The organism is Bradyrhizobium sp. MI1.3, from assembly GCF_055811695.1.
In genome coordinates this window covers 90,825-115,425 of the sequence record NZ_JBVVPQ010000021.1, presented here as the reverse complement: position 1 = coordinate 115,425, position 24,601 = coordinate 90,825, and the positions used below count along the sequence as shown (strand labels likewise).

Here is a 24,601-nt window from a genome sequence, read left to right as displayed (position 1 = left end):
TGCCATCCCCAGATCCTCTTCAGATGTCTCTTAGAGAATCGCAGATTCGCGATTTACGCAAAGCCCTCGCAAGCGGGAGAGGTTGCAGCGAGCCTGCGGCACGATCATCTCGCAACGAAGGCGTACCCGCCCTGCCCGAATTAAAATCCCGTAAGCCGATTGACGCCCCGTTGCGGGTTCCCCATGTCCCCCGCCTTGCCCTATGATAGGGTCGAATCCCCTGAGGAGTTTGAGATGGCCCACGACGTCAGAGATTTGCCGGCCGGCCGCGGTGACGGCCTGAACCGCTTTCTCGGCGGCTCGCCGCTGGCGGTCGCGTTTCGCCTGGTGCTGCTCTCGATCCTTGTCGGCGTCGTGCTGGCGGCGATCGGCTTCGATCCCTGGAATATCATCTTAAGCATTCGTCTTCTGTTCCAGCGTTTGTGGGATCTCGGCTTCGACACCGTGAACTGGCTGTGGCGCTACTTCCTGCTCGGCGCTGTCATCGTGATTCCGATCTGGCTGCTGATGCGCGTTTTCGGTGCGCCGCGCAGGTAAGTCGTTAGTTTTGAGCATGATCTTGTCGGAAAACCGCTTCACACTTTTCCGGATCATGCTCTAGGGAGCTCGCGGCCGATGCAATTGCGCTTTGTCGGCTGCGGCGACGCCTTCGGATCGGGCGGCAGGCTCAACACCTGCTTCCACGTCTCGGGGCGCGAGGCCAACTTCCTGATCGATTGCGGCGCGTCGGCTCTGCCGGCGCTGAAGCGACTCGAGATCGACTGCAATGAGATCGATCTCATCCTGATCACGCATTTCCACGGCGACCATTTTGCCGGGCTGCCGTTTGTCCTGCTCGACGCGCAATTCTCGCGGCGGACGCGGCCGCTCACCATCGCCGGCCCCAAAGGCATCGAGACGCGGCTGCGTACGGTGATGGAGGCTCTGTTCGAGCATTCCTCCAAGACGGACCGGCGCTTCGAGCTGTCGGTCGTCGAGCTCGCGCCCGGGCAGAGCCAAAGCTTCGGCGCGGTGACGGTGACGCCCTATCCCGTCGTGCACGGCGAATCCGGCGGACCGTTCCTCGCCTATCGCATCGAGGCCGAGGGCCGCACGCTGGCCTACAGCGCCGATACCGAATGGACGGAGACGCTCATTCCGCTGGCGCATAGCGCGGACCTTTTCATCGTCGAGGCCTATATGTACGAGAAGGTGGTCAAGAATCACCTCAGCCTGAAGACCTTGGAACAGCACCTGCCCGAAATTAGCGCAAAACGCCTCGTCCTCACCCATATGAGCGAAGACGTGCTGTCGCGCCTCGACGACATCGCCCATCTCGCCGCCGAAGACGGCATGGTGCTCGTGTTCTGACATGCACGCACCCGTTCACTTGAAGATCGGTTCCCGTCAGGTCTTCGCCATCGCAGGCCCGGCGATGGTCGCCAACCTCACCACGCCGTTGATCGGGGTGGTCTCGACCACCGCGATCGGACGGCTCGACGATGCCGCGCTGCTCGGCGGCGTCGCAATAGCGTCCGTCATCTTCGATTGCCTGTTCTGGCTGTTCGGCTTCCTGCGCATGAGCACGCTCGCCTTCACGGCGCAGGCGCTCGGCGCCGGCGAGACGCGCGAGCTGACCGCGATCCTGGTGCGCGGCTTCATCGTCGCGGGCCTGATCGGCATGGCCCTGATCGCGCTGCAACTGCCGCTGGCCGCCGTGCTGTTCGACCTGATGGGCGGCAGCGAAGGCGTCACGCGCGCGGCGAAGACCTATTTCGTGATCCGGATCTGGTCGGCGCCGCTGGCGCTCGCCAATTACGTCATCCTCGGCTGGCTGGTCGGCCAGGCCCGCGCCAATCCGGCGCTCGCGCTCCAAATTGTCATCAATCTCGTCAACGCGGCCGCGACGATCCTGCTGGTGCTGGTCTACGACACCGGCATCGCCGGTGCTGCGATCGCCGCGCTGCTGTCCGAAGCGGCCGGATTCGGGCTCGGCATGATGGTCTGCCGCCGCTATGCGGACGGTGGGTTCGCGGTGTCATACGCAGAGCTGTTCGACCGGGCCAAGCTGATGCGGCTGCTGGCGGTGAATTCCGACATCCTGATCCGCACCGCGGCGCTGATCGCGGTGTTTCTGTTTTTCACCGCCAAGGGCGCGCGGGCCGGCGACGTCACGCTGGCCGCCAATTCCGTGCTCAACAATTTTCTGCTGGTCAGCGCCTTCTTCCTCGACGGTCTTGCCAACGCAGCCCAGCAGCTTTGCGGCCGTACGCTTGGCGCACGCGACGCCAGGGGATTTGCGGATTCGACCCGGCTGGTGCTGCTATGGGGGCTCGGCTTCGCGCTGGTCGTGTCCGCGCTGTTTGCGCTGTTCGGACCGAACTTGATCGATTTCATGACGACGAGCGAAGCCGTCCGTCGCGGCGCCCGGGAATTCCTGCCGTTCGTCGTGCTTGCGCCCATTCCCGGCGTGTTCGCCTTCGGCTTCGACGGCATCTATATCGGCGCGACCTGGGCGCGCGCGATGCGCAATCTGATGCTGGCCTCACTCGCGATCTTCCTCGCCACCTGGTGGGCGCTGCAATCGTTCGGCAATGCCGGGCTGTGGAGCGCGCTGATCGCCTCCTACGTCTCGCGCGGCGGCTTGCAGGCCGCGCGCTATCCGGCGCTGTACAGGAAGACGTTTTCGAAGCAGTCGCTGTAACGCGTAGCCCGGATGGAGCGAAAGCGTAATCCGGGACCTTCGCGTCCGCGGATAGAATCCCGGATTGGGCTTCGCTCCATCCGGGCTACGCGGCGAAGAGCTACATCCCCGGCCAGGCTTCCGCCGTCAACGTGGCGGCGTCGGAGCCGACGATCTCGGAGAGAGAATCCCGCCCGGTGCGCAATAGGGTCGAGGCGAGATCGCGCTTGATCTCGTCGACGAGGCCGAGGCCCTTGTAGACCAGCGACGAATAGAGCTGGATCAGGCTCGCGCCGGCGCGGATTTTCGTCAGCGCGGCGCCGCCCGAGTCCACACCCCCGACGCCGATCAGGGGGAATGCGCCCTCGACGCGCACATAGGTTTCCGCGACCATCCGCGTCGACAGCCGGAACAGCGGCCGGCCGGACAGGCCGCCCTGCTCCTTGGCGCGCATCTCCTCGCGCAGCGTGCTCGGCCGCGCGATCGTGGTGTTCGACACGATCATGCCGTCGACCCGGCGCGAGCGTGCGACCTGCACGACGTCGTCGAGCTGGGCGAGGCTCAAATCCGGCGCGATCTTGAGCAGCACCGGCGTGTCGCCGGCCTTTTGCCGCACCCGCTCGCGCGCGTCGATCACCCTGGCGAGGAGATCGTCGAGCAGCGCGCCTTCCTGCAGATTGCGCAGGCCCGGCGTGTTCGGCGAGGACACGTTGACGGTGAAATAGCTCGCGACCGGCGCAAATGTCTCGATCAGCTTGACGTAGTCATTGACGCGGTCGGGCGAATCCTTGTTGGCGCCGACATTGACGCCGACGATGCCGCCGTGCTGCGCGCGCGCCGCGAGCCTGCGCAGCGCTGTCTCCGCGCCGTCATTGTTGAAGCCCATGCGATTGATCACGGCTTCGTCGCGTTCCAGACGAAACAGCCGCGGTCGCGGATTGCCGCTTTGCGGCTTCGGCGTCACCGAGCCGATCTCGACGAAGCCGAAGCCGAGCCGCAGCAGCGCATCCGGCACTTCGGCGCTCTTGTCGAAGCCCGCGGCCATGCCGATCGGATTGGGGAAGTTGAGCCCGAACGCACGCACCGCAAGCTTGGGATCGTCAGCGTGCGGCTTGCCCGGCGGCAGGAAGCGCAGGCCCTGGATCGCGAGGCGATGCGCATCCTCCGGATCGAGCCAACGCAACACCGGCAGCGAGAGAGCGTCGAAAGCGCGGATCACGGGGCAAGCTCCGGAACATCGTGGCCACCGTCGGAGCGCGTGTTGAGGTTCATCACGGCAATCACCGCACCGAGATCGAGTTCGCCATAGAGATGCGGAAACAGCTCCTCATTGCGCGAACGCTCCCAGCGCAATGCGCTGCCGAGCGCATCGCCGTCGACCTCGACCAGGAACAGCGCGCGCTGCCCGAGATAATGCTTGCGCAGGGTCTCGGGAACCTGGACGGCGGTGGAGAAATGGATGAATCCGTCGCGCGAATCGTCCGCGCTGCCGCGGTAGACGCCCTGCCGTTCCGCCTCACGCCAGGCCGAGGCCGGACAGATTTTGTAGATCTTGACCACCGCTTACGCAGCCCTGTTTGCTCGTTGAGTCTTTTGGGGTTTTTGGGTCGTGCGGGTCCCTGAAACCCGGGCGCGACCGTAATGGCCGCCCCCTCCGAACTCAAGACTTAGAGCCATTTCCGTTCCGATGAAATCGAAGCGGAGCGCCAAATTCCTGCTTTGACGCGTTTCCTGGTGCGAACCGGTAACCGGTTCGCTTGAAAACACGCTCAGCGTGCCCCTTGCGCAAAAAGCGGAAAACCGGTTGATTCGAGGATAGTTTTCCTGAGTTGCGACGGGCTGGACCTTTCATGGTCAGGCAGGCCAAAGCGCAGAGGATCCTCACTCACGACCAGATCTGGGGCGCGCTGGATCGGCTGGCGGCGCGCGCCGGCTTGTCGCCGTCGGGCCTCGCCAAGCGCGCCGGGCTCGATCCCACCACCTTCAACAAGTCCAAGCGCGTCACCTCCGACGGCCGCGAGCGCTGGCCCTCGACCGAATCGATCGCGAAAGCGCTGGCGGCGGCAGATTCCTCGATCGACATTTTTGCCAGGCTGGTCGGCGACGAGGCAGGCGGCGGCCGCTCGGTGCCGCTGCTCGGCTTGGCACTGGCGGGCGCGAGCGGCGCCTTCGACGAGTCCGGCCTTCCCATCGGCAAGAGCTGGACCGAATTTGCCCTTCCCGCCGCCGAGGACAACCACAGCTTCGCGCTGCAGATTTCCGGCGAAGCGCTTGCGCCCGCCTATCGCGACGGCGACATCATCCTGGTCGCACCCGGCGCGCCGATCCGCAAAGGGGATCGCGTGGTGGTGAAGACCAGGGCAGGCGAGGTGACGGTGGCGACGCTGAAGCGCCGCACGGCAAAGGCTGTGGATTTGCAGCCGCTCGATGCCTCCCAGGCCGAACGCAGGATGGCAGCGAGCGAGGTCGGCTGGATCGCGCGGATCGTGTGGGCGAGCCAGTGATCACGTCTCGCCTGCGTCGTGACCGGGCGATGATTTCAGCCGCGCCGCATTCGCCGCGGGCATCCTTGCGACTCAGCATCTCTCTCGCATAGGTTGCGGCCACTCATTGCCGAGCAAATTCATGTCAGGGGGAATATGATGGATCGCCGTCACGCATTGAAGGCCCTCGCAGGTCTTGCGCTTTGTCCGCTCTGCAAGCCGGCCTTCGCCGCCGAAGGTGCGCATTGGAGTTATGAAGGCGCCGGCGCCAAATGGGGCGATCTCGACGCGGCCAACAAGGCCTGCGCGGTCGGCCTGCAACAATCGCCGATCGACATCGAGGCGACGGTCAAATCGCAACTGCCCGCGCTGAAGCTGAACTGGGGCAAGAGCGCCGACACCATCGTCAACAACGGGCACACGATCCAGCTCAACTTCACCGAGGGCAGCACGCTCACGCTCGGCGACGTCAAATACAAGCTGCTCCAGGTGCATTTCCACCGGCCGAGCGAGCACATGATCGGCGGCAAGAATTTTCCGATGGAGGCGCATTTCGTCCACCGCAACGATGCCGGCGGGCTCGCCGTGGTCGGCGTGCTGATGGCCGAGGGCAGGCCGAACCCTGCCTTCGGCAAGATCGTCAAGACCATGCCGGCCGCGGAAGGCCCCGCCGTGAAGGCGGATTCGACCATCGATCCCCACGCCATGCTGCCCACGAGGCTCAGCTACTTCCGCTATCCCGGCTCGCTGACGACGCCGCCTTGCTCAGAAGTGGTCGAGTGGCTGTTGTTGACGACCCCCATCCAGGCGTCGGCCACCGACGTCGCCGCATTCGCAAAGCTCTACCCGATGAACGCGCGCCCGGTGCAGAAGGATAACCGGCGCTACGTGCTGCGGTCGACCTGAGCGGGGGGCTGAAGGTCCGTAGCCCGAATGAGCGAAGCGACATCCGGGACCGCTGGTGCGGCTAACTAGCGAAAACCCCGGATGTCGCTTCGCTCATCCGGGCTACGCGTTCGCTACAACCGCCTCACGCACTCCGCGCCAGTGCGCCGTCGATCATGTTCACCGCGTTCTGCACGCCATACACCGCGACAAAGGAGCCGAAGCGCGGGCCCTTTTCCTGGCCGAGCAGCACCTGGTAGAGCATGTTGAACCAGTCGAGTGTCACGCCGGGACGGCCGTCCTTGCCCTTCTTGACCGGATCGAGGAACGGCTCGCGGCGGCCGATCTCGTAGACGACGTTCTGGATGTCCTCGGCCGTGGCATCCTGCGGCAGCTGCGATAATGCATCGCGCAAATCCTGCAGCGCCGCGCGCTCGGTCTCGGTCGGTTCGCGGAACGTCTTCGTCGGCGCGACGAAGTCGCGATAATAGTTGATGGCATAGCCGACCATCGCGTCGAGCTTGGGATGCGTCTGCGGGCTCACGCCAGGCCGATAGCGGCCAATGAAACCCCACAGCGTCTCGGCATTCTCCGCATTCGACGACGACACCAGCGTCAGCAAGAGCTGGAACGTGACGGGCATATCGAACTTCGGCGGATGGCCGCTGTGAACGTGCCAGACCGGATTGCCGAGCTGCTGTTTGGCGTCCTGCTTGGCAAAGCCGTCGATGAACTGCTGGTAGTCGTCGACGTTGCGCGGGATGACGTCGAAATACAGCCGCTTGGCCGCCTTCGGCTCGCGATACATGAACAGCGACAGCGATTCCGGCGAGGCGTAGCGCAGCCATTCGTCGATGGTCAGCCCGTTGCCCTTCGACTTCGAAATCTTCTGGCCCTTGTCGTCGAGGAAGAGCTCGTAGTTGAAGCCCTCCGGCGGCGTGGCGCCGAGTGCCCTCGCGATCGCGCCGGAGAGTTTGACCGAGTCGATCAAATCCTTGCCGGCCATCTCGTAATCGACGCCGAGCGCAACCCAGCGCATCGCCCAGTCGGCCTTCCATTGGCACTTGACGTTGCCGCCGGTGACCAGCGTCTCGACTTCCTGGTTGGTATCGGGATCGAGATAGGTCACGGTGCCGGCCGCAACGTCGCGGCGGATCATCGGCACCTGCAGCACCACACCCGTGGTCTTGCTGATGGGGAGGAACGGCGAATAGGTCGCGCGGCGATCGGGGCCGAGCGTCGGCAGGATGATCGCCATCACCTTGTCGTAGGCCGCGAGCATTTTAAGCAGCGTCGCGTCGAAACGGCCGGACGTGTAATAGTCGGTCGAGCTCGCGAATTCGTAGTCGAAGCCGAAATGATCGAGGAAGGCGCGCAGCCGCGCATTGTTGTGGTGCCCGAACGACGGGTACTCGTTGGAGAACGGGTCCGGCACGCGCGTCAGCGGCTTGCCGAGATGCGCGGCCAGCATCTCCTTGTTGGGGACGTTGTCGGGCACTTTCCGAAACCCGTCCATGTCGTCGGAGAACGCGAGCAGGCGGGTCCTGATCTTGTTCTCGGTCAGCACATGAAAGGCGTGCCGCACCATCGAGGTGCGCGCGACCTCGCCGAAGGTGCCGATATGCGGCAGGCCTGATGGCCCGTAGCCGGTCTCGAACAGCACCTCGTCCTTCGGGCTTTTCTTCAGCCGCGCGACAATGGCCTTCGCCTGCTCGAACGGCCAGGCGTTGGATTGTTCGGCGAGCGCACGCAGATCGCTCGGGTTCGCGGCAAGATCGATAACGGACATCTAAGGGGCCTCCGGGGCGCGGAAAATAGCGATTTCCGGGCAGAATGCAATTTTGCGAGACGGTGCAACCGCACCCACCGTCATTGCGAGCGAAGCGAAGCAATCCAGAATCTTCGCGCAGAAGCACTCTGGATTGCTTCGTCGCTGCGCTCCTCGCAATGACAACGAGGAGGCAGCGAACTAAAACGGGCTCACCGAGAAGTACCGCAGCCACAGATCCGTGTAGCGGCCCTTTTCCCAGACGCGGAACATCGCCCAGTTCAGGGCCTGGCGCAGCACGTCGTTGCCCTTGCGCACGGCGATGCCGATGCCTTCGCCGAAGAAGCGGCTTTCGACGAAGGGACCGCCGGAGAAGGCGCAACAATCGCCGGAATCGGTGCCGTTGATCCAGAACGCAAGCGCGATGGCGTCGCCGAAGATGAAGTCGACCTCGCCCTTGCGCAAGGCGGCGCGCACGGCATCGTCGTTGGGATAGGGGTGCAGCTCGGCGTCGGTGAACATCGCCTTGAGATAGGCTTCATGCGCGGAGCCGGCGATGACGCCGACCTTCTTGCCTTCGAGATATTCGGGCCGGATCTCCGGCATCACCGCGTCCTTGCGCGAGACGAAGCGCGCCGGCACGCGGTAATAGGGATCGGTGAAGTCGACCCGGGCGCGGAGCTGCGGGCTCACCGCCATCGAGGCGATGATGGCGTCGCCCCGGTTGGAGGCGAGTGCATCGACCAGCGTCTCGAAGCGGCGCATCTGCACCGTGCAGGTGACCTTGATCTCCTCGCACAGCGCGCGGGCGAAGTCGACGTTGAAGCCGGCCGGATTGCCGTCGGCGCCGGTATAGTTGAACGGCGGATAGTCGGTCTCGGTCAGGAAACGGATCACTGTCAGGCGCGACAGGTCCGGCCGCTCCGGCCGCCGCCGTGGGTCCCAGAAGCCCGGCACGGCCTGGGGTGCGGCTTGCGGCGCGACCTGAGGTGAGGCTTGCGGCGCCGTTGGGGGCTGCTTGGCCGGAGCCTGCGCCTGCGCGCACGGCGCGGCAGCGAGCAGGCAGACGCCGACGACCAGCCCGGTCAGCAAGCCACGGGCGGATTTGGACGATTTCGCCTGTTGCGATGGAGCCATCGGCTGAAAATGAACGATTTTCGTTGGGATCGGAGGGCCTTATAGCCCATCCGGCCGGGAACGCGAGCGCCGATTGCGGCGAATAGGGAGCCTACAGATACCGCTTCAAGTCCACTGCGGCTTCTTCCGGCGTGCGCTTCAGGTTGAACGGCGAGACGAAGCGACCGTCGCGGTCCATCAGATAGATCAGCGCGGTGTGGTCCATGGTGTAGTCGCCGTCCTTGGTCGGGACTTTCTTGGCGTAGACCCGGTAGGAGGTGATCACCTTGGCGGTCTCGGCAGGATCGCCGCTGAGGCCTTCGAGGTGCGGGTCGAAGCTCGACAGATAATCCTTCATCGTCCCCGGCGTATCGCGCTCGGGATCGACCGAGATGAAGACGGCGTTGACCTTGTCGGCGTCCTTGCCCATCGCGCGCAGCACTTCCGAGATCTCGAACAGCGAGGTTGGGCAGACATCGGGGCAATGGGTGTAGCCGAAGAAGATCAAGGTCGGCTTGCCCTTCAGGTTCTTGTCGGTGACGGGCTTGCCGTTCTGGTCGGTGAGCTGGAACGGGCCGCCGATCGCGGCCGGCTGCGCCACCTTGCTGACCCCGCCCATGGCCCAGAATACGATCAGGAGCCCGAGGACGAGGCTTGCGGCGAAGGCGGTCGCGATCACCAGCGGACGGGCGGTGGAACTCATGGGCGGAAAACTTCCTGTCGCGGGTCAGAAGCAGGCGGCAAAACCGGTCCTGATCATTTCGAAGAACACCTGGCTGCCATAGTGGAACCAGAGCGCGAGCGCACCGAGCACGACCAGGCTGCCGACGCCGGCACCCGCCAACAGCAGCACGAACGGCATCCGGCCGGCAGTGGGCGAATTGTCCGATACAGGATGGGCGGGGTGCAGTGGTTGAGCCATGACAACGATCGGGGTGAAAACGTGAGTTTCCCGAGCGTTCAGATAAGCTTTGCCCCGCCTGCGGGCAAGGCAGCACCGGCTGGCAAAGAATCCCGTCAGGCCGAGGACGTCAGTGCAAGAGCTGGCCCCGGGCGGATTCGAGCCGATCCGCTTGCGGGAGTGGCGCGCGCGACGGCTTGTTGGCCGAGGCCTGCGCGTCGAGGTAGCAGGGCTTGTACATGGCCTGGAGCTGCCGGCCCTTCAGGAACAGCATATGCGGGGTGAGCCCGCCGCGCTGATTGATCCAGCGCTTCACCTGCGAGGGATACATCGCATAGAGCATCTGGGTCGCTTCGGTATTGGTGACGGCACGGCCGTTGCTGCCGAAATCCCACGCTGCGTGGAAGCCCAATGTCGCGTGCGACGTCACGCAGATGCGGTCGGGCGGGATGGCGCCGAGGACGATGGTGCAGGCAGAGGCGCAGAGACCGTCGATGATGACGGTGTCGCCCGACTGTCGCAGGTCCTGGTATTTGTCGACGTAGGTTCCGATCCGGCCGCCGCGGTCATCCGCGATCCGAACCACCGCGTGAGAAGCGCCCATGCTCGCGATCAGGAGAACCGCCGCAAACAACCCCGTCAGAAACTTCATTGGCCCCCGCCCCAGTCGAATTCGAATCTGTGTGTCAGGTGGTGATGCCCTGCTAGGGTCCGTCGTAACCGCGGTTTTGTCTAGGCATGCCGGCTCGCTCAAAACAAATTCAAATCCAGTGTTGCGCCGGCGCTGCACTCAGCCGGTCTTTTTCCCGAAGTGGAACAAGTTAACGATGTCTTACGCGCCGTACTCTTGATCTCAGTTGCAACCGCCGGCTTCAATCCGGGCAACTACAGGGAGGAACCTGTGGAGGGGGAACACATGGAGGGGGCAACATATGGCCGAACAGATGGCTGAAGAGACTGACGTCATCGTTGTCGGCGCAGGACTGTCGGGCCTCGTGGCCGCAACCGAGATCGCGGACGCCGGCAAGCGCGTGATCGTGGTCGACCAGGAGGGCGAGCAGTCGCTCGGCGGCCAGGCGTTCTGGTCGTTCGGCGGATTGTTCCTGGTCGATTCGCCGGAGCAGCGCCGGCTCGGCATCAGGGACTCCTTCGACCTTGCGATGCAGGACTGGCTTGGCACCGCCGGCTTCGACCGCGACGAGGATTTCTGGCCTCGGCAATGGGCCGAGGCCTATGTGGCGTTCGCGGCCGGCGAGAAGCGTGCGTGGCTGCGCGCGATGGGCCATCGCATCTTTCCCGTGGTCGGATGGGCCGAGCGCGGCGGCTATGATGCGATGGGCCACGGCAATTCGGTGCCGCGCTTTCATGTCACCTGGGGCACCGGGCCCGGCATCGTCGAGCCGTTCGAGCGCCGCGCGCGCGAGGCCCTCAGGAGCGGCCGGCTGAGCTTCAGGTTCCGCCATCGCGTCGATGCGCTCTCGATCACCAACGGCACGGTGGATGGCGTCAGCGGTGCCATTCTCGCCCCGGATAATGTCGAGCGGGGAAAAAGCTCCTCGCGCAACGTCATCGGCGAGTTTGCGTTGAAGGCGCAAGCCGTGATCGTCGCCTCGGGCGGCATCGGCGGCAATCACGAGCTGGTGCGGCAGAACTGGCCGAAGCGGCTCGGCGCGCCGCCCAAATTCATGATCTCCGGCGTGCCGGAGCATGTCGACGGCCGCATGATCGGCATCACCGAAAAATCAGGCGCGCGGCTGATCAACCGCGACCGCATGTGGCATTATGTCGAAGGCATCCAGAACTGGTCACCGATCTGGCCGCGCCACGGTATCCGCATTCTGCCCGGCCCTTCCTCGATGTGGTTCGACGCCACCGGCACGCGCTTGCCGGCGCCGTTGTTTCCCGGCTCCGACACGCTCGGCCAGCTCCAATACATCATGTCCACCGGCTACGATTATTCCTGGTTCATCCTGACCCAGAGCATCATCAAGAAGGAGTTTGCGCTGTCGGGCTCGGAGCAGAATCCCGACCTCACCGGCAAGAGCTGGCGCATGACAATCAAGCGCGCCACCAACAAGGGCGCACCGGCGCCGGTGGAAGCGTTCAAAAGCCATGGTGTCGACTTCATCGTGCGCGACAAGATCGAGGATCTCGTTGCGGCCATGAACAAGCTGGCCGGCAGCGACCTCCTCAAGCTCGAGCACATCAAGATGCAGATTGAGGCGCGCGACCGTGAGATCGCCAACCCTTACGTCAAGGATGCGCAGGTGATGAACATTCACAATGCGCGGCGTTATATCGGCGACAGGCTGATCCGCACCGCCTCCCCGCACCGCATCCTCGATCCCGCGCAAGGGCCGCTGATCGCGGTCAAGCTCAACATCCTCACCCGCAAGACGCTGGGCGGTTTCGAGACCGACCTCTCTTCGCGCGTGTTCGGCGAGGAGGGCAGCGTCATTCCCGGCCTCTATGCAGCGGGCGAAGCTGCCGGCTTCGGCGGCGGCGGCGTGCACGGCTATCGTTCGCTGGAAGGCACGTTCCTCGGCGGCTGCCTGTTCTCGGGCCGCAATGCAGGCCGGGCCGCGGCGAAAGCCGTGGGCTAGATGATGCGGCGGCGGCTGCGCATCGCGGCGCTTGTTGCGGCATTGGCCGCCGCCCCGGCTGCGTCCGCCGATACGATCGATATCGACGGCGTGAAGCGGTCCTACGCTGTGCAATTGCCGGCGAAGCGGCTGGTGCCGCTCGTCGTCGTGCTGCACGGCAAGACCCAGCGCGGCGCCGACATGATGACGCGGACGGCGTGGCCGCAGGTCGCAAAGCGCGAAGGGTTTGCGGTGGTCTTTCCTGATGGCCTCAACCACGCATGGGTCGATGCGCGGACCAAGGCGGGACCGGCGCTCCGTGGTCCGCGCGCGGGCACCGACGACGTCGCCTTCATCGCAAAGCTGGTCGAGAAGCTGGTGGCGAACGGCACCGCCGACCCTCGCCGCGTCTATGTCACCGGCATTTCCAATGGCGGCGCCATGGCAATGACGCTCGTCTGCGCCCGCGCCGATCTGTTTGCTGCCGGCGCGAGCGTGAGCATGAATCTCACCGATGAGGCCGCTGTCACGTGCCATCCGTCGCGGCCGCTGCCGATGCTGCTGATGAACGGCACGGCCGATCCGCTGGTCCCCTACGAGGGCGGCCGCGGATCGAGCTATTATGCCGCAGACGGTTTCTGGTCCACCGACGAGACGCTTGCGTTCTGGCGCAAGCTCAACGGCTGCGAGATCGATAATTCCGACATGACCGATCTGCCCGACAGGGCGCCCGCAGACCAGTCGACGGTGACACGAATCTCCTCGCGCTGTCCTGAGGGGCACGAGGTCGTGCTTTATCGGATCAATCAAGGCGGCCATCGCATGCCCGGATTTTCTCCGGATGCCCGCTTCCCGAAGGTCGCAACCAGCTTGCTCGGGACGCAGAACGGCGACATCGACGCAGCCGAGACGATCTGGACGTTCTTCGGCCAGTTTCCTTGAAGTGCAACGCATGCATAGCCGGCGACGCATGCGTGCCTTGCAATGCATGCGTGCCTGGGGTGGCACAGGGCAAGCCGCTGCGCTAGACAGGGCCGCCATTCAAAGGAGACTCCCAATGAGCATTCAGCGTCTTGAAACCGGCCCGCGCATGAGCCAGGTCGTCGTGCACGGCAACACCGTCTATCTCGCCGGTGTCGTCGCCAACAACGCCGCCGGCGAAAGCGTGACGAAGCAGACCCAGGACATCCTGGCGACCATCGACAGCCATCTCGCCAAGGCCGGCACCGACAAGTCGAAACTGCTCTCGGCCACGATCTACATCACCGACATGAAGACGTTTGGCGAGATGAATGCGGTGTGGGACGCCTGGGTCTCGCCCGGCAACACGCCGGCGCGCGCCACCGTCGAAGCCAAGCTCGCGGCAGCACAATACACCGTCGAAATCATGGTCACTGCGGCCAAGTAAGTTCGCGACAAACATTTGCGCGCGCTTGTCGGCGCATGATCCGATCGGGAAACCGCTTCACACTTTCCCGGATCATGCGCATGACCTCCGAGGTAATCGATCAGCGCGCGTGAACCTTCGATAGTCAGGTCAGCCGAACGACACGGCGCCATCGAAGGAGACGACAATGACCGACCCGATCACCATCGCCCGCCGCTATATCGACCTCTGGAACGAACGTGCAGCCGATCGCCGGCGCGAACTGCTGAGCCAGAACTGGACGGCGGATGCGAGCTATGTCGATCCCCTGATGAAGGGCGACGGCCATGACGGCGTCGATGCGCTGATCGCAGGCGTGCAGCAGCGCTTTCCCGATTTCAAGTTCAAGCTGATCGGCGAGCCCAACGGCTACGGCGACCATGTCCGCTTCAGTTGGGGCCTTGGTCCTGATGGCATCGACAGCCCGATCAAGGGGACGGATTTCGCCGTGCTGAAGGACGGCCGCATCAGGAGCATCACGGGATTTCTGGACCAGGTGCCCGCCGGCGCGTGAGCGCGCGCTGATCGTTGCTGCGCCCTCTCCGCTGGTAAGGCAGGGCAATCGCATATGGATTTCACGAGGACCGCGGGCTTGCTCCGCCTCTCCCGCTTGCGGGAGAGGCCGACGCCTCTCCCGCTTGCGGGAGAGGCCGACGCGCCCCGGGCGATGCGCAGCATCGTCCCGCGCGCGGCGGGTGAGGGCTCTCACCACACAGGGACATCCTGCGCAATTCTCAGCAATCCCGACGCGGAGACACCCCCACCCCAGCCCTCCCCCGCAAGCGGGAGAGGGAGCCCACTGCCGATGGGGCCGCATCGTGCACGCGATATGCAATTGCCCTGCCTTGTAAGGAGAGAGGGCGCAGCGGCGCTCATCGCACAAGCGCTAGTTATTCGCGCTCGCGGAATCGTCCATCGCCTTGAAGGCTTCCTCCAACTGCAGCGAGATCGGCACGTTCAGCCGCTCGCCGGTCGGAAGCCGTGCGGTGAACCATTTGTTGTAGAGCGGAACGAGGTCGTGGTTGGAGCCGAGCTTGCGGAAGGTACGGTCGACCACCGCCGCCAGTTGCGGTTCGCCCTTGCGGAACATGATGCCGTAGGGGTCGTAGGACAGGTAATCGCCGGTGACGCGGAACTTGTCCTGCGCCTTGTGGCGCACGATCAGGCTGGACAGCAGGATATCGTCGGTCGCGAACGCATCGGCCTTGCCGTCGACGAGCATCTGGTATGACTGTTCGTGATCGGCACCGACAACGATGGTCAGTCCCAACGAGGACTTCTTGTCGGCCGCCTGGATCGCCTGCTCGTTGGTGGTGCCCTTCGTCACCACGATGGTCTTGCCCTTCAGATCAGTCAGTGACTGGACGCTGGAGGCCTTCGGCACCATCAACTTGGTGCCGGCGACGAACATCAGCGGCGAGAAGGCGACGCGCTTGGCGCGTTCGGCATTGGCCGTGGTCGAGCCGCATTCCAGGTCGATCTTGTTCTGGAGCACGGCGTCGATGCGGTCATCCGAGGTGACCTTGACGTAGGCGATCTTGAGATTGGGATCGTCGACCTCGACGCCGATCTCCTCGACGATCGCCTCGCAGAGCTCGAGGCTGTAGCCGATCGGCCGGTTGGCCTGGTCGAGGAAGGAGAACGGCGGCGAGCTCTCGCGATAGCCGAGCCGCACGGTGTGCGCGGTCTTGATCGCTGACAGCGTCGGGCTAAGCCCTTCGCTGCCACCGGTCTGGGCGGAGGCACCCGTGGCCAGCTGGCACGCTGCCAGCAAGAGGCCGCCCGATATCGCCATTGAAAGGCGCATGATGCACTCCGATCAATGGCTGGCCATCGCGGGCACTTCGCCAGGGATCATGTCCCCCGGCACGGCATCGCCCGCTCCAAGCTCGTGCTCGGGCCCGAGCTCGCCTTCCCACTTGGCCACGACCGAGGTCGCGAGTGTGTTGCCGATCACGTTGGTGGCGCTGCGGCCCATGTCGAGGAATGTATCGATACCCATGATCATCAACAGCCCCGCCTCGGGGATGCCGAATTGCGACAGCGTCGAGGCGATCACCACGAGGGAGGCGCGCGGCACGCCGGCGACGCCCTTCGAGGTGATCATCAGGGTCGCCAGCATCGCGAGCTGCGTGCCGAGCGGCATGTCGATGTGATAGCTCTGCGCGATGAAGATGCTCGCGAAGGTGCAGTACATCATCGTGCCGTCGAGATTGAAGGAATAGCCGAGCGGCAGCACGAAGCTCGAGATCCGCGACGAGGCGCCGAACTTGTTCAGCCCCTCCAGGGTTTTCGGATAGGCCGCTTCAGAGCTCGCAGTGGAGAACGCGATCATCAGCGGCTCGCGGATCAGCTTCAGCAGATGGGCGTAGCGCGGCCCGATCACGATGAAGCCCACGACCACCAGGATGCCCCACAGCAGCGCGAGCGAGAGATAGAAGCCACCCATGAAGACGATGAGCTTCCAGAGCACCAGCAGGCCGTTCTTGGCAACCGTCGCGGTGATGGCGGCCCAGACAGCGAACGGCGCGAACAGCATCACATAGCCCGTCACCTTGAGCATGATATGGCCGATGTCGTCGATCAGCGCCAGGATCGGCTTGGAGCGCTCGGGCATTGAGCCCATCGCCACCGAGAAGAACACGGCGAAGATCACGATCTGCAGGATCTCGTTCTGCGCCATCGCATCCGCGATCGAGGTCGGGATCAGATGGGTCAGGAATTTTTCGATCGAGAAGGCGGAAACCGGCAGGCCCGTCGACTGCGCCTTGTCAGGCAACGTACCGGGGAAGTTCGCGCCGGGCTGGAGCAGATTGACCATCACGAGGCCGAGCATCAGCGAGACGAAAGAGGCGCTGACGAACCAGCCCATGGTCTTGGCGAAGATGCGGCCGAGCTTGGAGCCCGAACCCATATGAGCAATGCCGCCGACCAGGGTCGCAAACACCAGCGGCGCGATGATCATCTTGATCAGGCGCAGGAAGATCACGGCGATCAGGTTGATGGACGAGGCCCAGTCGCCCCGCGTGTCGGGCAGGAAATTGTAGATCGCCGCGCCCATGATGATGCCCAGCACCATCGCCACCAGAATGAATTGCGTAAACCTGTTCGACATTGAACACCCCCGCTACACCGATCGCTTCATGATGTCGCAGATATGACGGCTGCGCAACACGCTTGGCGTGCGACCGTCGGGGCGGATGTTCCCGTTGCGAAACTGGCGCCCGCGATCTAGCCTGCATGCAGCGCACAACGAAAGCGGCTTGCACGTTTTTCTTGCGGCAGCTGCATCAATAATCGTCAACGACCGAGGGGAAACATCATGAGCGGCAGCGTCAATCGTCAGATTCTTCTGGTGGAAAAGCCCAGCGGCAAGCTCGGTCCCGAGCACTTCAAGATGGTCGAGGGTGTGGTGCCTGAGCCGAAGGACGGCGAGGCCTTGCTGCGCGTGCGATACATCTCGCTCGACGCCGCCAACCGCGCCTGGATGCACGGCGCGACCTATCGCTCAGCGGTCGAAGCCAACAGCGTGATGGCCGGCGGCGCCATCGCCGAGGTCATCAGCTCGAAGGCGCCGGGGCTTGCGCCCGGCGACATCGTGTTCGGCGACACCGGCTGGCAGGAGTTGGCGGCAGTGCCCGCCAAACATCTCACCAAGATGCCGAAGCTCGAGCCGATGACGCATCTGCTCAGCGTGTTCGGCATCGCCGGCCTCACAGCCTATTTCGGCCTGCTGGAGATCGGCAAGCCCAAAGAGGGCGAGACGGTCGTAGTCTCCGCGGCCGCGGGCTCGGTCGGCTCGATTGTCGGGCAGATCGCGAAGATCAAGGGATGCCGCGTGGTCGGCATCGCCGGCGGCGCCGACAAGTGCAACTGGCTGACCTCCGAGCTCGGCTTCGATGCCGCCGTCGACTACAAGGACGGCGCGGTGTTCAAGGCGCTGCGCGCGGCGGCTCCGAAGGGCATCGACGTCTATTTCGACAATGTCGGCGGCGACATTCTCGAAGCCTGCCTGCCGCAGATGAACAATTACGGCCGCATCGCGTGCTGCGGCGCGATCTCGCAATATGACGGCGCGCCCTCGGCACACGGCCCGCGCGGCGTGCCCGGCCTGATCGTGGTGAAGCGGCTCGTCATGCAGGGCTTCATCGTGATGGACTACATGAAGGAAAGCCAGCGTGCGCTCGCCGATCTCCAGGCCTGGGTCACGTCCGGCAAACTGAAGGTGCAGGAGGACATCATCGACGGCCTCGAGAACACGCCGAAGGCGCTGATCGGATTGCTGGCGGGCGAGAACCGCGGCAAGCGGATGGTCAAGCTCTGACGACCTAGTTACGTCGCAATTGCAACGCCAATATCTACTTGCGGTAGAGGTCGCGGCGGCCAATGATGTCGCGCGCGGCATCACCCGCGACGATTGTTTGCATCACTTTTGAAAAAATGTCGGCGTTACCGACAGGGCAGGATTCACTCGGATGTTCAACACGTTGAAACATGCATCAGCACGCGGGGCGTTGCTGGCGGCGGCTCTGTTCGCAACTGCAGCAGGCGCATTCGCACAGGCACCGACCGAGGCGCAGAAGAGCGCGATCCGCTCCGCATGCCGCTCGGACTTCATGGCGCACTGTTCGAGCGTCACGCCCGGCGGCGTGGAAGCCTATCAATGCCTGCAGAAGAACATGTCCAGCTTGTCATCGGGATGCCAAACCGCGGTTCGCGCGGTCGAGCCTGCTGCGGCGCCGAAGACCGAAGCCGCGCCGAAGACCGAGGCTGCACCCAAGGAGGCCGCACCCAAGGCGGAGGCCGCGCCTGCCGCGCCGAAGGCTGAAACCGCTCCCGCCGCAAAGCCGGCTGCGGCGGCCGCGCCCAAGGCTGCTGCAGCCGCCGCTGCAGCCAAACAGCCGAGCAGCGCGCAGGTCGCTGCCGTCAAGAGCGCGTGCCGCGCCGATTATCCCACGGTGTGCGCCAGCGTGCCACCGGGCGGCGCGCCTGCGCTCGAATGCCTGGAGAAGAACAAGGCAAAGGTTTCGCCGGCCTGCGAGAAGGCCGTGAGCGCCGCGGCCGGCGGTGGCGCGGCAGCAACGGCGGCACCTGCGGGCGCAGCTCCTGCGGCAGCTGCACCGGCAGCCGCGCCCGCCGTGATCGTGCTGCGCCCGCTGCGGCCACGCGAAGAGCTGTTCATCGTCCAGTCCGCATGTCGCGAGGATGTCCGCACGCTGTGCGGCAGCGTGGCGCCAGGTGGCGGTCGGATCATCCAATGCATTGCCAGCAACGCCGCGTCGCTGTCGCCCGCCTGCAAGGACGTGCTGGCGCCGTTCGCTGCGCGCTAGAGAAGCGTGCCATCCGGTGGTCCGCTTTACCAGGGGTGCTGGTGGACGGGGTCTACGTGAAGCGCTGCGTCTGACGGGGCGGATGGCCAAGCCGCCACGGTTTGGCTATGCTTCGCAAGGTCACTGCTCCGGACACGCGCCAAACGCGCGTCCGGACGTGAGCTTCGGCGTGCCGCGCGCCTTGCCGATAATTCCGCTGGCGCGGGCGACCCGAGCACATTAGTCTACCCCTAGATAGTAAGTATACTGTCAATCAGGGAGGACAGACGTTGCGGATCGCCGTGATCGGCGGGGGGCCCGGTGGGCTCTACTTCGCCTATCTCTGGAAGAAGCGTCACCCCGAGGATCAAGTCGACCTGTTCGAACAGAACCCGGCCGACGCGACCTGGGGCTTTGGCGTGGTGTTTTCTGACCAGGCGCTGGAATTCCTGCGCGCCGACGACCCCGAGACGGTCGACGCGATCGCGCCGCATATGGAGAGCTGGGAGAACATCACCCTGAACCTGAGCGGCGACAGCGTCGCCATCGACGGCGTCGGCTTCTCCTCGATCGGCCGGCTCGAGCTGTTGCGGTTCCTGCAGCAGCGCGCACTCGATGTCGGCGTCACCCCGCGCTTCGACACGCCAATTCATGCGATTGACCAGCTCAACGGCCACGATCTGATCGTCGCTGCCGACGGGCTGAACTCGCTGGTGCGCCGCGCCTTCGAGGGCGATTTCGGCACCTCGCTGTCCTACTCCTCCAACAAGTTCGTCTGGTACGGCACCTCGAAGCGCTTCGACACGCTGTCGCAGACCTTCGTGAAGACCGACCGCGGCGCCTTCAACGCCCACCACTACCGCTACTCACCGACCATGAGCACGTTCCTGGTCGAATGCGATCACGCGACCTGGCAGGCCTACGGTTTCGCCTACAAGGACGTGGAGCAGTCCAAGGGTGTCTGCGAGGAGGTGTTCGCCGACACGCTTGGCGGCCGCTCGCTGGTCTCCAACAAATCGGTCTGGCGCAACTTCCCCTGGGTCTGGAACGAGCACTGGTCGTTCAAGAACATGGTGTTGCTCGGCGACGCGCTGCATTCGGCGCATTTCTCGATCGGCTCGGGCACGCGGCTCGCGATCGAGGACGCCATTGCGCTGGTCAAGGCGCTGGAATCGGATGCGCACCTGTCCACTGCCCTGCATCGCTACCAGGCCGCGCGAAAGCCGGTGGTGCAGAAGCTCGTCAACGCCGCGCGGACCAGCGCTTTCTGGTACGAGCACTTTGCTCAGCACATGCAGCAGGGCCTGATGGACTTTGCCTACAGCTACATCACCCGTTCGGGCCGCATCGACGACTCCCGCCTGCGCGCGATGTCGCCGGCCTTCATGGCGCGCTACGAAGCCGCCAAGAACGGTGGGGACGAGGCATGAGCGGGCAGATTAACGATCAGGTGCCCGCCGACTGCGCGGGCGCGCGCGAGATCGGCTTTTCCGTTCCGCAGGTCTACAATGCCAGCCGCGTTCTATTCGACAATCTCGCAAGAGGATGCGGCGACAAGCTCGCACTCATTGGCCCCGCGGGGACGCGCAGCTACGCGGAGCTCTGCGCGGAAGCCTGCCGCTGGGGCAACGGCTTTGCCTCGCTCGGCCTCAAGCGCGGCGACCGCGTACTGCTGTTCCTCGACGATACCCCGGCTCATCCGGCCGCGTTCTTCGGCGCGGTACGTGCCGGCTTCGTGCCGCTGCTCATCAACACGCTGACGCCGCCGGATCTGCTGCAATTCTATCTCGCCGATTCCGGCGCTTCTGTTGCGGTGGCGGATGCCGAGTTCTGTGCACGATTCAACGCCGAGGCCTGCAAGGACACGGGCCTGCAGACGCTGATCGTCGTCAATGGCGCGGTGGGCGATCACGCCGCACCGAACGCCGTCTCTGCCGCCGGCTGGCTCCCGCAATTTCCGGCCGAACTCGCGGAAGCCGACACGCATCGCAACGAGATGGCGTTCTGGATGTACTCGTCCGGATCGACCGGCCGGCCCAAGGGCATCGTGCATCTCCAGCACGACATGGCCTATAGTGAGGCCGCCTTTGCGCAGAACGTCTTGAAGCTGACGCCGGATGACATCTGCTTCTCGGTGCCGAAAATCTTCTTCGCCTATGGCTTTGGCAACGCGATCACCTTCCCGTTCTCGGCGGGCGCGACGACGCTGCTGTTGCCGGGCCAGCCCAAGCCCGCGGCGATCTTTTCGGCGATCGAGCAGTACAAGCCGACGGTCTTCTTCGGCCTGCCGACGCTCTATACATCGCTGACCAAGGCCGAGGGGGCCGACAAGACCGACTTCTCGTCGCTGCGCATGGCGCTCTCGGCCGCCGAGGTGCTCTCGGCCGACGTCTTCAACGGCTGGAAGACGCTCACCGGTCTCGAGATCGTCGAAGGCCTCGGCTCGACCGAGGTGCTGCACATCTATCTCTCCAACCGTCCCGAGCGGAAGAAGCTTGGCGCCGCCGGCCTGCGCGTGCCCGGCTACGAGGTCGCGCTGCGCGACAAGGACGGCCGCGATGTCGCCGACGACGAGGAAGGCATCTTGTGGGTGCGCGGCGATTCCAACACGCCGCTATACTGGAACCGGCCGGACAAATCCGCCGAGACCATCCGCGAAGGCGGCTGGATCTACACCGGCGACCGCTTCGTCCGCGATGCCGACGGCTTTCACTTCTTCCGCGGCCGCGCCGACGATCTCATCAAGATCTCCGGCCAGTGGGTCTACCCGCTCGAGGTCGAGCTGTGCCTCGCCGACCACCCGGACATCCGCGAATGCGCGGTGTTCGCCGCCGAGCTGCCGGACCGGCGCATGACGCTGAAGGCGGTCGTGGTGATGAACAGCCGCGCGGCGGATCAAAGCGAAGCGACCCGCAGGCTGCAGGATTACGTGAAGGGCAAGCTGCTTCCGTACAAATATCCGCGCGAGGTGATCTTCATCGACGAGCTGCCGAAGACCGGCACGGGGAAGATCGACCGGCAAGCGCTGTTGCGGATGTGAGCCTCCGCTGTCATCGCCCGCGAAGGCGGGCGATCCAGTACTCCGAGACGGCGAGTTATGCAGAGAAGCTGCGGCGTACTGGATTCCCCGCCTTCGCGGGGAATGACAACCAGGATTAAGGCGCCTTCCCCAGATGCTCCAGCGCGTCCTCCGCCCGGAGCGGCACCCGCGACGCCTCGTTGTTGAGATCGACGAGCTGCGCCAGGAGCCCCATCAGTGCCTTGCGGTCCGCCGGCTTGAGCGGCTCCAGCATCCGCATCTGGGCGCGTTCGACGGCGGGAATGATGTCACGCAGGATCGCCGCGCCTGATTTGGTCAAATAGAGCAGCTTGATCCGCTTGTCTTCCGGCGCCGGCCTGCGCTCGACGAAATCCTTGGCCTGAAGCCGCTCGATCACGCTGCCGAGCGTGGAGCGGTCGAAGGCGATCACCGCGGACAGTCGCGTCGCGTCGATGCCGGGGTGGGTGTGGATCGCGATCAGCGCCGCGTATTGCACCGGCGTGAGGTCGAACGCCTTGCACTCCTCCATGAAGATCGAGACCGCGATCTGCTGCATGCGCCGGAACAGATAGCCCGGCGCGGCATAGACTGCGTCTATCGTGATCGGAGGCGGCTTACTCGGCATCGGGCTGGTTCTCCGGCGCGGCGTTGACGAACGCCGGCAGCGCCTTGGCCGCGGCTTCCGCCTTAAGCAGGCGCGGATAGGCCGAGACGTCGACGCCGAAGCGGCGCGCATTGGCGAGCTGCGGCACCAGGCAGAGATCGGCGAGCGTCGGCGCATCCCCGAAGCAGAACGGGCCCGGCTCGGCCCTGATCAGCGTCTCGCAGGCCGCGAGGCCCTCGCGGTTGACCCAGGCCGCCCAGTCCTGAACCTTCTCCTCGGCAAGGCCAAGCTCGCGCAGCCGCGCCAGCACCTTCAGATTCTGTACGGGGTGAGTGTCGCAGGCGATCGCCAGCGCAAACGCCCTCACCTTGGCGCGCTGCAACGCATCCCCCGGCAACAGCGGCGGGTTGGGATGGGTCTCGTCGAGCCATTCGATGATGGCGACCGACTGGGTCAGCACTGCGCCCGCATCGTTCTCGAGCGCGGGCACCAGGCCCTGCGGATTGATGGCGAGATAGGCCGGCGCGCATTGCTCGCCCTTACGAAGGTGATGCGGCAGGTGCTCAGCACCGAGACCCTTCAGGTTCAGTGCGATCCGTACCCGGTAGGCGGCGCTGGAGCGGAAATAGCCGTGCAGCTTCATCGGAACCCTCCCGTTTCGTTCTTGTTCGCACGTTGACGCTACCTAGATCGTAAGTATACTGTCAATCAACAAAACGACGGGAGCCGCACCATGGAAGCCGTGACCAAGACGCCGGAACGCGAGGCGTTCTACAAGAAGATCGACGGCGAGAACCTCACCGCGCTCTGGACGGTCATGAGCGATTTGATCACGCCGGAGCCGAAGAGCGCCTGCCGGCCGCATCTGTGGAAGTTCGACATCATCCGCGACTACATGACCGAGGCCGGCAAGCTGATCACGGCGAAAGAAGCCGAGCGGCGCGTGCTGGTGCTGGAAAATCCCGGCCTGCGCGGGCAGTCGAAAATCACCACGTCGCTCTATGCCGGCGTGCAGATGGTGGTGCCCGGCGACGTCGCGCCCGCGCACCGGCACAGCCAATCGGCGCTGCGCTTCGTGCTCGAAGGCAAGGGCGCCCACACCGCGGTCGACGGCGAGCGCACCGCGATGGAGCCCGGCGACTTCATCATCACGCCGTCGATGACCTGGCACGATCATTCCAACGAGACCGACCAGCCGATGTTCTGGCTCGACGGTCTCGACATTCCGCTGGTGCAGTTCTTCGACTGCTCTTTCGCGGAAGGCTCCAACGAGGACCAGCAGAAGATCACAAGGCCCGCCGGCGACAGTTTTGCGCGCTACGGCCACAATTTACTGCCGGTCGACGTGAAGCGGAGCTCGAAGACGTCGCCGATCTTCAGCTATCCCTATGCCTACACGCGCGAGGCACTGGAGAAAGCCCGCACGAGCCAGGAGTGGGACGCCTGTCACGGGCTGAAGCTGAAATTCAGCAACCCCGAGACCGGCGACTTCGCGATGCCGACCATCGGCACGTTCATCCAGTTGCTGCCGAAGGGCTTCAAGACCGCGCGCTATCGTTCGACGGACGCAACGGTGTTCTGTCCGATCGAAGGCCACGGCCGTACCCGCATCGGGGACTCGACCTTCGAATGGGGCCCGCGCGATTTGTTCGTGGTGCCGAGCTGGCAATGGGTCACGCACGAGGCCGACATGGATGCGGTGCTGTTCAGCTTCTCGGATCGCCCCGTGCAGCAGAAGCTGGATTTGTTCCGGGAGGATCGCGGGAACGCGTGAATGTCGTAGGGTGGATTAGCCGAAGGCGTAATCCACCATCGGTTTCTCCAC

General features: G+C 64.5%; 25 protein-coding genes. 14 read left to right on the top strand and 11 right to left on the bottom strand.

Annotation, left to right across the window (positions count from 1 at the left end; genetic code table 11):
- The first annotated feature begins 234 nt into the window (after positions 1-234).
- From AC0L3A_RS17795 to AC0L3A_RS17785, 3 genes are all read left to right on the top strand, one after another.
- On the top strand, positions 235-537 hold the full coding sequence (locus tag AC0L3A_RS17795) for a DUF6460 domain-containing protein (protein ID WP_219684570.1): 303 nt from the start codon (positions 235-237) through the stop codon (positions 535-537).
- Positions 538-615: 78 nt separating this feature from the next.
- Positions 616-1,350: an MBL fold metallo-hydrolase gene (locus AC0L3A_RS17790; RefSeq protein WP_219684569.1), complete on the top strand. Its 735-nt coding sequence runs from the start codon at positions 616-618 to the stop codon at positions 1,348-1,350.
- Position 1,351: 1 nt separating this feature from the next.
- Positions 1,352-2,683: an MATE family efflux transporter gene (locus AC0L3A_RS17785; RefSeq protein ID WP_473254854.1), complete on the top strand. Its 1,332-nt coding sequence runs from the start codon at positions 1,352-1,354 to the stop codon at positions 2,681-2,683.
- A gap of 100 nt (positions 2,684-2,783) precedes the next feature.
- Here the strand turns inward: AC0L3A_RS17785 and AC0L3A_RS17780 are convergent, their stop codons facing one another.
- Positions 2,784-3,881 carry a quinone-dependent dihydroorotate dehydrogenase gene (locus AC0L3A_RS17780; RefSeq protein ID WP_007599377.1) on the bottom strand — a complete coding sequence of 366 codons (1,098 nt, stop codon included), beginning with the start codon at positions 3,879-3,881 and terminating at the stop codon, positions 2,784-2,786.
- A complete protein-coding gene (locus AC0L3A_RS17775) occupies positions 3,878-4,222 on the bottom strand; it encodes a DUF952 domain-containing protein (protein ID WP_473254853.1) in 345 nt (114 codons plus the stop codon). The genes AC0L3A_RS17780 and AC0L3A_RS17775 overlap by 4 nt, the downstream gene beginning before the upstream one ends.
- 290 nt (positions 4,223-4,512) lie before the next feature.
- Between AC0L3A_RS17775 and AC0L3A_RS17770 the strand changes: the two genes are divergently transcribed.
- Positions 4,513-5,166, top strand: a complete 654-nt coding sequence (locus AC0L3A_RS17770; RefSeq protein WP_007599368.1) for a S24 family peptidase — start codon at positions 4,513-4,515, stop codon at positions 5,164-5,166.
- A gap of 138 nt (positions 5,167-5,304) precedes the next feature.
- Positions 5,305-6,051, top strand: a complete 747-nt coding sequence (locus tag AC0L3A_RS17765; protein ID WP_007599367.1) for a carbonic anhydrase — start codon at positions 5,305-5,307, stop codon at positions 6,049-6,051.
- Between the two features lie 124 nt (positions 6,052-6,175).
- Here AC0L3A_RS17765 and AC0L3A_RS17760 read toward each other — a convergent pair whose 3' ends face one another.
- From AC0L3A_RS17760 to AC0L3A_RS17740, 5 genes are all read right to left on the bottom strand, one after another.
- Entirely contained in the window at positions 6,176-7,819 is a 1,644-nt protein-coding gene (locus AC0L3A_RS17760) for a lysine--tRNA ligase (protein WP_007599366.1), read from the bottom strand.
- A 180-nt stretch (positions 7,820-7,999) separates the two neighbouring features.
- Entirely contained in the window at positions 8,000-8,935 is a 936-nt protein-coding gene (locus AC0L3A_RS17755) for a transporter substrate-binding domain-containing protein (RefSeq protein WP_007599365.1), read from the bottom strand.
- A gap of 91 nt (positions 8,936-9,026) precedes the next feature.
- Complete coding sequence (locus AC0L3A_RS17750) at positions 9,027-9,617, bottom strand: SCO family protein (RefSeq protein ID WP_007599364.1); 591 nt, start codon at positions 9,615-9,617, stop codon at positions 9,027-9,029.
- 24 nt (positions 9,618-9,641) lie between these two features.
- The gene (locus AC0L3A_RS17745) at positions 9,642-9,836 is read right to left on the bottom strand and encodes a hypothetical protein (protein WP_007599363.1); all 195 of its coding nucleotides are present in this window, start codon (positions 9,834-9,836) and stop codon (positions 9,642-9,644) included.
- A gap of 109 nt (positions 9,837-9,945) precedes the next feature.
- A complete protein-coding gene (locus AC0L3A_RS17740; RefSeq protein WP_473254852.1) occupies positions 9,946-10,467 on the bottom strand; it encodes a hypothetical protein in 522 nt (173 codons plus the stop codon).
- 292 nt (positions 10,468-10,759) lie between these two features.
- On the opposite strand from AC0L3A_RS17740, the gene AC0L3A_RS17735 reads away from it, so the two are divergent.
- From AC0L3A_RS17735 to AC0L3A_RS17720, 4 genes are all read left to right on the top strand, one after another.
- Positions 10,760-12,418, top strand: coding sequence for an FAD-binding dehydrogenase (locus tag AC0L3A_RS17735; protein WP_035995413.1), 1,659 nt, complete (start codon positions 10,760-10,762; stop codon positions 12,416-12,418).
- Complete coding sequence (locus tag AC0L3A_RS17730; protein WP_219684562.1) at positions 12,419-13,339, top strand: extracellular catalytic domain type 1 short-chain-length polyhydroxyalkanoate depolymerase; 921 nt, start codon at positions 12,419-12,421, stop codon at positions 13,337-13,339.
- 115 nt (positions 13,340-13,454) lie between these two features.
- On the top strand, positions 13,455-13,805 hold the full coding sequence (locus tag AC0L3A_RS17725; RefSeq protein ID WP_007599359.1) for a RidA family protein: 351 nt from the start codon (positions 13,455-13,457) through the stop codon (positions 13,803-13,805).
- A gap of 166 nt (positions 13,806-13,971) precedes the next feature.
- Entirely contained in the window at positions 13,972-14,337 is a 366-nt protein-coding gene (locus tag AC0L3A_RS17720; protein WP_007599358.1) for a nuclear transport factor 2 family protein, read from the top strand.
- A 372-nt stretch (positions 14,338-14,709) separates the two neighbouring features.
- Here AC0L3A_RS17720 and AC0L3A_RS17715 read toward each other — a convergent pair whose 3' ends face one another.
- Both AC0L3A_RS17715 and AC0L3A_RS17710 read right to left on the bottom strand, forming a co-directional pair.
- Positions 14,710-15,630 (bottom strand): amino acid ABC transporter substrate-binding protein, encoded by a 921-nt coding sequence (locus AC0L3A_RS17715; RefSeq protein WP_007599357.1) that lies wholly within the window; start codon positions 15,628-15,630, stop codon positions 14,710-14,712.
- A gap of 12 nt (positions 15,631-15,642) precedes the next feature.
- Entirely contained in the window at positions 15,643-16,938 is a 1,296-nt protein-coding gene (locus AC0L3A_RS17710; RefSeq protein WP_007599356.1) for a dicarboxylate/amino acid:cation symporter, read from the bottom strand.
- A gap of 207 nt (positions 16,939-17,145) precedes the next feature.
- On the opposite strand from AC0L3A_RS17710, the gene AC0L3A_RS17705 reads away from it, so the two are divergent.
- The 4 genes from AC0L3A_RS17705 to AC0L3A_RS17690 all read left to right on the top strand — a co-directional run bounded on the left by AC0L3A_RS17705 (position 17,146) and on the right by AC0L3A_RS17690 (position 22,172).
- Positions 17,146-18,147, top strand: coding sequence for an NADP-dependent oxidoreductase (locus tag AC0L3A_RS17705; protein ID WP_007599355.1), 1,002 nt, complete (start codon positions 17,146-17,148; stop codon positions 18,145-18,147).
- Positions 18,148-18,298: 151 nt separating this feature from the next.
- Positions 18,299-19,153 carry a cysteine rich repeat-containing protein gene (locus tag AC0L3A_RS17700; protein ID WP_007599354.1) on the top strand — a complete coding sequence of 285 codons (855 nt, stop codon included), beginning with the start codon at positions 18,299-18,301 and terminating at the stop codon, positions 19,151-19,153.
- A gap of 269 nt (positions 19,154-19,422) precedes the next feature.
- The gene (locus tag AC0L3A_RS17695) at positions 19,423-20,562 is read left to right on the top strand and encodes an FAD-dependent monooxygenase (RefSeq protein ID WP_007599353.1); all 1,140 of its coding nucleotides are present in this window, start codon (positions 19,423-19,425) and stop codon (positions 20,560-20,562) included.
- Positions 20,559-22,172 carry a benzoate-CoA ligase family protein gene (locus tag AC0L3A_RS17690; protein WP_007599352.1) on the top strand — a complete coding sequence of 538 codons (1,614 nt, stop codon included), beginning with the start codon at positions 20,559-20,561 and terminating at the stop codon, positions 22,170-22,172. Before AC0L3A_RS17695 ends, AC0L3A_RS17690 begins: the two co-directional genes overlap by 4 nt.
- 115 nt (positions 22,173-22,287) lie before the next feature.
- Here AC0L3A_RS17690 and AC0L3A_RS17685 read toward each other — a convergent pair whose 3' ends face one another.
- A complete protein-coding gene (locus tag AC0L3A_RS17685; protein ID WP_007599351.1) occupies positions 22,288-22,797 on the bottom strand; it encodes a MarR family winged helix-turn-helix transcriptional regulator in 510 nt (169 codons plus the stop codon).
- Positions 22,787-23,419 carry a maleylacetoacetate isomerase gene (gene maiA / locus AC0L3A_RS17680; RefSeq protein ID WP_007599350.1) on the bottom strand — a complete coding sequence of 211 codons (633 nt, stop codon included), beginning with the start codon at positions 23,417-23,419 and terminating at the stop codon, positions 22,787-22,789. The genes AC0L3A_RS17685 and maiA overlap by 11 nt, the downstream gene beginning before the upstream one ends.
- 90 nt (positions 23,420-23,509) lie before the next feature.
- Between maiA and gtdA the strand changes: the two genes are divergently transcribed.
- Positions 23,510-24,550: a gentisate 1,2-dioxygenase gene (gtdA, locus tag AC0L3A_RS17675; protein ID WP_007599349.1), complete on the top strand. Its 1,041-nt coding sequence runs from the start codon at positions 23,510-23,512 to the stop codon at positions 24,548-24,550.
- The last annotated feature ends 51 nt before the right edge of the window (positions 24,551-24,601 follow it).